Genomic DNA, 5,627 nt, shown 5'->3' with positions numbered 1-5,627 from the left:
ATAAAATCGAAGAACTGATGTCAGCTCTTAGTTTAAAAAAGAAATTTTTAATGACTTCCTTCACCTTGCGGCAAAGGTTGCCTCGCACATCTGGCTTGTTTGCATCGTTCAGTTTTCAAGGAGCACTTGTGTCGCTTGTTGTTCTCAGCGGCAACGTGGTTTATTATGCCACATTGCTTCTTTCTTGTCAACCGGCTTTTTCATTCGCTGCTTGCGCTGCGTTTGCTGCTGGCTGTTGGGGTGTTCCCCGAAGCGACGAGGGTTAGTATACCATGGCAGAAGCAGCCTTGTCAACGCACTTTCTGTTCTTTTCTTTCCGCAGGCAAATTCCTCTTGCCAGTCGGCATACGGTTTGTTATAAAGGAAACAACACACAGTGAAAGAAGGAATAAAACAATGCCTTACTGTTATGCTGTCTGGGATATTGACGGTACTCTGCTGCGATCCGCCAAAGCCGGCCTCTATGCATTTGAAGAAGCCATGCTGCTTTTCTTCCAAAAAAAGGCCTCCTTGGATACCATTCCCACAGCAGGGCGCACCGACTGGTTTATTGCCAGAACCATCTTTGAACGCTTCGGCTATGCTAACGCCTCTCCGATCGAACGGCAGAACTTTATTGAACTTTATGAATCCCTGTTGCCAGCCCATTTAAAAGCACGCCAGGGGGTTGTGCTTCCCGGCGTGAAAGAATCCTTGGCCTGGAGCCAGCAACAGCCGCAAATCAAAACGCTGTTGCTTACTGGCAATACCCGCCAAGGCGCCCTTGCGAAATTGACTCATTATGGTTTAAAAGACTTCTTTGACTTCGACGCCAGCATCTTCTGCGATTTTGATGAAGAGCGCAATGAATTGTCCCGCCGTCTTTGGCTAGATCTGCAAAGTAAGCAAGCCGCCCTCACCGGACAGCAGATCCTTATTATTGGCGATACTCCTCATGACATTCTTTGCGGTCAAGCGATAGGCGCTCATACTGCTGCCGTTGCCACCGGCCAATACGCAACAACCGAGTTGCTTTCCTTCAACCCATCCGCAGTCTACCAGCAGCTGCCGGAACCGAAAACACTCTTTGCTCCCCTTGGAAAGTAAGGTATCCTTCTAACTTCAAAAAAAGCAATTCCGTTACGCCTTCTAGGTCAAGCGGAATTACTTTTTCTTTACTACTCGGTTCTCTTGTTCGTTCCCCAGTTTTTACTCACCGCACGGTTCCCACGAAAACACATCGCGTTCCGACTGGGCCGCTATTACTTCCACATTCCATTTTCCGGCCACAGACTGCTCTAGCAGATACTGCGCCACTTTACCTACCATCAACTTTTCCGTACCAAAATGTCCTGCGTCAAGCAACGCCAAACCGCTGTTTTGAGCCTGCTGCGCTTCGTGATACTTTATATCTCCGGTTATCAGCACATCGGCGCCGCGAAAAGCCGCCTTGCCGATTAAGCTGGAACCGGCGCCGCCGCAAACGGCGGCTTTACGGATGATTTTTTGCGAATCCCCCACCAGCCGTACGCCCGGCAAATCGAGCTTTCTTGCCACCTGCTTGGCTAGCTCCGCCAACGTCATCTCCCCGCGCAGCAAGCCGATACGACCTAAACCTCCTTCACGACGCTCATTGACGAGCGGATACAAGTCATAGGCAACTTCCTCATAAGGGTGACTGCGCAGCATGGCTCGCAACGCCCGCCCGGATATACGCTGCGGCAAAATCGTTTCCAAGCGAATTTCCGGCGTTCTTTCTAGTTTTCCCTGTTTCCCTTTATAAGGATTGGTTCCTTCCAAAGGCAAGAATGTTCCTTCGCCAGCGCTTTGAAAGCTGCAATGACTATAGCGGCCAATATGACCTGCTCCAGCGCGAGCCAGCGCGTCTTGCACCGCTTCGACTGCTTCAACCGGCACAAAGACGACTAATTTTAGGAGTTTTTCTTCCGGTCCCGCTTGCAAAACATCCACATTCTGCAGCTCCAGCGCTTCCGCCAGCCAATCGTTCAAGCCGCCTGTGGCATAGTCGAGATTGGTATGCGCTGCGACAAGGGCCACATTGTCCCGCAAAAATTGCTGCAGTAATTTCCCCGGAAAACGATCCGTGTGAATCTGCTCTAACGGTTTAAAGATAAACGGATGATGCGCTACGATCAAGTCGGCCTCAACTTTTTTTGCTTCGGCCGCCACGGCTTCATTTACATCCAAGGCCACCAGAACACGCCGAATCTCTTGCGCTCCCTGCCCTAGCTGCAAGCCGACGCGATCCCATTCTTCCGCCAAACGCCGCGGCGCTAATTGCTCCAGCGCCTCCATTATTACCTGCAGTTTTACAGACATTTTCTTTTCGCCTCCATCGCCGCAATTCGTTCACAAAGATCCTTATACCGCTGTGTATTAACAGCATCCTTGCTTTTTCTCATCTCCATGGCAACACTACGTGCATGTTCAAGTCGTTCATCCAACAGCCGCGCTAGCAATGGATGTCGTTTTTGCCATAAAAGCGGACCGATATCAAATAAAATATCTTCCTCTAGCTTCGTCGCATTTCCCGGCTCCGCCACTAGGAACTCATAGAGCCGCCCTTCTTCTTCTAGTAAATCTTCCTTTACTACTGCAAAATTATGTACTCCTAGCCAGCGGCGCAACGCACCGGAACCGATCATAGGCTGCAAAATCAGTCGCTTAGCACCCGCCACAACCTCCGGCTGCGCCTCAAAGATCTGAATCATAGTAACAGCCCCCATGCCGGCCAAGATCAACACGTCCGCTTCCTCCGGCTGCAGCACCGCTAAACCATCACCATGGCGCACTGAAATAGATTCCGAAAGCCCGGCTTCCGCAACCGCCTCGCAAGCCGTTTCAAAAGGACCTTTATGCACGTCGCCGGCTATAGCGCGTAAACACCGTCCGGTACCAACAAGATATAAGGGCAATAGCGCATGATCCGTACCAATATCCGCAGGAACGCTGCCTGCGGGAACTTCCTCCGCCAGCGCCTGCAGCCGTTTACTCAATGTAGGAATGTTCATGATCTTCCTCCTAAATAATAAACCCGCAGTCTAAAGACTGCGGGTTTATTATATCACGCCCTGCCTGTAATCAGGAAACCTTTTCCGCTTCCACAGACGGCGTCTGTGTCTTCATGCGGTACACGACTTCATTGACGACAACATAAATAAATGTATTGATCGTCAGCGCCACAAAACCAGCATTCAAATGAATGCTTCCTAAGGTAAAGGGATCCATTTTGTTCAAAATCAAGGTAAATACCAGTAGTTCTCCTATTAACAAGCCGGCAATAGCGCCTTCCTTCGACGCCTTACGCCAAAACAAGCCTAAAACGATCATAGGAAAAAATTGCGTCACTCCTGAATAACCAGTCAAAAGCAAATTGACCAGCATGTTCGGCAGGAAAATAGCTAGCAGCAAGGCTACCCCTGTAAGCAGCAGGACCACAAAGCGCGCCACGCGTCCAATCTCATTGGGGCTCATATTTTTACCGGCCGTTTTACCGTAAATATTGCGCGAAACCAGCATAGAAGTGGAAAGAATCAAATCTGCCGCCGGAATCATGCAAGCCAACGCCCCGGCCCCGCCTACCAGTCCTAAGACCCAGCCGGGAAAGAGATTTTGTACAACTGCCATAAAAGCCATGTCCGGCACCTTCAAGGCTGGCTCTAAAACCAGTAAAGCCGTAAAGCCCACAAGCATGGGAAATAAAAGACAATATTGGTATAATGGCAGATATACCGCATTGTGACGAAGAACCTCCGGGGATCTCGCACTGAAAGTATTAGCGGAAAAATGAGGCCACATGTAAAAACCCAAGCTAGTAACTACCAACGTAGACATAGCCCAAGTCACATCTAGATTAGGCGTTCCTCCCGGTAAGGATAAAAAACCGGGCTTCGCTGTATCCAAGGCTTCAAACATGCCGCCGACACTGCCGAAATAATGGTACGGTAAGTAGAGACCAAAAAAGACAACCGCCACCATCATAATGGTATCCTTAATAACGGCCGTAGAGGCAACCCCTTTCAAGCCGCTTACATACACAAACGTCGCTACAAGAGAAAAAGCGATCAACATAGCCGGAACCCGGGTAATCTGTCCGTAGGAACAAGTTTCAATAATAAGTCCTAAGCCAGTCAGCTGCAATTGCAGATATGGCAGTAAAAAAGCAACACCAACTAAGGCGGTCCCAAAAGCCAATTTTTCACTTTTATATAAATGCGCGATTAAATCAGGCTGCGTCAAAAGCTTGTTAGCATGACCGACTTCGCAAATTTTGGGCAGCACATGGTAGCCAACCACATAAGCCAAGCCACCATAACCTAAAATATAGAAAATTGGGCCGCCCTTGGCGTAGGCCCAACCGCTGGCGCCTAAAAAAGCAAAAGCTGTGTAAATTTCTCCAGCCAACACAAACCAGTTCAGCCAGCGTCCAAAACTACGTCCGCCAACCGCCCAGCCTTCAAGGTCCAACTTATTTTTCATGCCGGGAACCATACCGATAACAAAAACCAGCCCCAGCATAACGGCAATCACCACTAAAGAAGTAACTTCATTCGTCATCGCAGATTCCCCCTTTCTTCTCTTCCTTTATCAAGATGATACAAAACACTGAGGCAGAGAAAAGCAATAAACACACCAGCAACCAGCCAAAAGGCCAAAAAAGGCAGGCCCATCACCAATGGCTTAACCCGATTGGCAAAAGGCAAAAAAGCAATGGTCCAGACAAACGGTATCAGGGTCAGCAGTACTCTAAGCCATTTCATAGACATTCCCCTTTCATGCATTCGCGCTTATATCGTAAACAGAGCCACCTCTGCTGTATTTATTGTTTTCCCAATTTCCAAATACTCCGCAGCATAATCTCCACGCCTTTAGGCAGCATCTCTTCATCTAAATCAAATCGCGGATGGTGATGCGGGTATACGCTGCCTGCAGCTTCATTGCCAATCCCCAAAAAGAAGAAAGCACCTTTAGTCTTTTCCAGATAATGTGAAAAATCCTCCGCCCCTAACACTGGTGGCATGTTGAACAGTCCGTCCTCGCCAAGCGCTTCTTTAGAAGCTTGCGCCACAACGCTGGCAACCTCCGGATTATTAATCACAGGCGGATACCCTTTGATAATATCAACCTTGCATTGCGCGCCCATAGCATTGGCAATGCCGCTGCTCATTTTCCGTATATGATCATGAATCGCATTCCGTACCGCATCGTCAAAAGTACGCACAGTTCCTTTAATAAGCGCCGTATCGGGAATGATATTAAAAGCGTCTCCTGACTTGAAGATGCCCACGGAAACAACTCCATGTTCCATCGGGTTTACCAAACTAGACGTAATCGTTTTCAAGGCATTGATAATCTGTGCGCCAATCCAAATCGGGTCCACTGTTTGATGCGGCAGCGAACCATGGCCGCCGCGTCCTTGAATTTCAATCGAAAATTCGTCCGGCGCCGCCATCATGGCTTCCGGCAGCACTAATACCTTCCCGCTGGGAACATCTTTCCAGACATGCGTTCCCAATACATAATCCACGCTTTCTAGAGCGCCTGCAGCAATCATGGGGGCTGCGCCCCCTGGCAGCTGTTCTTCACTGGGTTGGAACAAAAAACGCACCGTTCCGGGCAGTTCCGCC

At 49.2% G+C, this 5,627-nt stretch carries 7 protein-coding genes; 2 read left to right on the top strand and 5 right to left on the bottom strand.

Going from position 1 to position 5,627, the window contains the following annotated elements; genetic code table 11:
• Nucleotides 1–266 (top strand): hypothetical protein (locus tag PHF27_RS13045; RefSeq protein WP_300070940.1); only part of this gene is annotated, 266 nt, incomplete at its 5' end.
• Between the two features lie 130 nt (nucleotides 267–396).
• Nucleotides 397–1,086, top strand: coding sequence for an HAD family hydrolase (locus tag PHF27_RS13040; protein WP_300070937.1), 690 nt, complete (start codon nucleotides 397–399; stop codon nucleotides 1,084–1,086).
• A gap of 102 nt (nucleotides 1,087–1,188) precedes the next feature.
• Here PHF27_RS13040 and PHF27_RS13035 read toward each other — a convergent pair whose 3' ends face one another.
• From PHF27_RS13035 to PHF27_RS13015, 5 genes are all read right to left on the bottom strand, one after another.
• Nucleotides 1,189–2,319 carry a Nif3-like dinuclear metal center hexameric protein gene (locus PHF27_RS13035; RefSeq protein WP_300070934.1) on the bottom strand — a complete coding sequence of 377 codons (1,131 nt, stop codon included), beginning with the start codon at nucleotides 2,317–2,319 and terminating at the stop codon, nucleotides 1,189–1,191.
• Nucleotides 2,310–3,011: a class I SAM-dependent methyltransferase gene (locus PHF27_RS13030; RefSeq protein WP_300070931.1), complete on the bottom strand. Its 702-nt coding sequence runs from the start codon at nucleotides 3,009–3,011 to the stop codon at nucleotides 2,310–2,312. The genes PHF27_RS13035 and PHF27_RS13030 overlap by 10 nt, the downstream gene beginning before the upstream one ends.
• A 70-nt stretch (nucleotides 3,012–3,081) precedes the next feature.
• Complete coding sequence (locus tag PHF27_RS13025) at nucleotides 3,082–4,557, bottom strand: sodium:solute symporter family protein (protein ID WP_300070929.1); 1,476 nt, start codon at nucleotides 4,555–4,557, stop codon at nucleotides 3,082–3,084.
• Nucleotides 4,554–4,760 carry a DUF3311 domain-containing protein gene (locus PHF27_RS13020; protein ID WP_300070926.1) on the bottom strand — a complete coding sequence of 69 codons (207 nt, stop codon included), beginning with the start codon at nucleotides 4,758–4,760 and terminating at the stop codon, nucleotides 4,554–4,556. Before PHF27_RS13020 ends, PHF27_RS13025 begins: the two co-directional genes overlap by 4 nt.
• Before the next feature lie 59 nt (nucleotides 4,761–4,819).
• A partial coding sequence (locus PHF27_RS13015; protein WP_300070923.1) for an amidohydrolase occupies nucleotides 4,820–5,627 on the bottom strand: 808 nt, incomplete at its 5' end.

The organism is Anaeromusa sp. (genome assembly GCF_028691475.1).
Lineage (GTDB): Bacteria > Bacillota > Negativicutes > Anaeromusales > Anaeromusaceae > Anaeromusa.
This window is presented reverse-complemented; position numbering and strand designations above follow the sequence as displayed.

What these genes read in the sequence shown, in the direction of transcription:
- PHF27_RS13040 (WP_300070937.1), top strand. Translation starts at nt 397, where the DNA reads ATGCCTTACTGTTATGCTGTCTGGGATATTGACGGTACTCTGCTGCGA.
- PHF27_RS13035 (WP_300070934.1), bottom strand. Translation starts at nt 2,319, where the DNA reads ATGTCTGTAAAACTGCAGGTAATAATGGAGGCGCTGGAGCAATTAGCG.
- PHF27_RS13030 (WP_300070931.1), bottom strand. Translation starts at nt 3,011, where the DNA reads ATGAACATTCCTACATTGAGTAAACGGCTGCAGGCGCTGGCGGAGGAA.
- PHF27_RS13025 (WP_300070929.1), bottom strand. Translation starts at nt 4,557, where the DNA reads ATGACGAATGAAGTTACTTCTTTAGTGGTGATTGCCGTTATGCTGGGG.
- PHF27_RS13020 (WP_300070926.1), bottom strand. Translation starts at nt 4,760, where the DNA reads ATGAAATGGCTTAGAGTACTGCTGACCCTGATACCGTTTGTCTGGACC.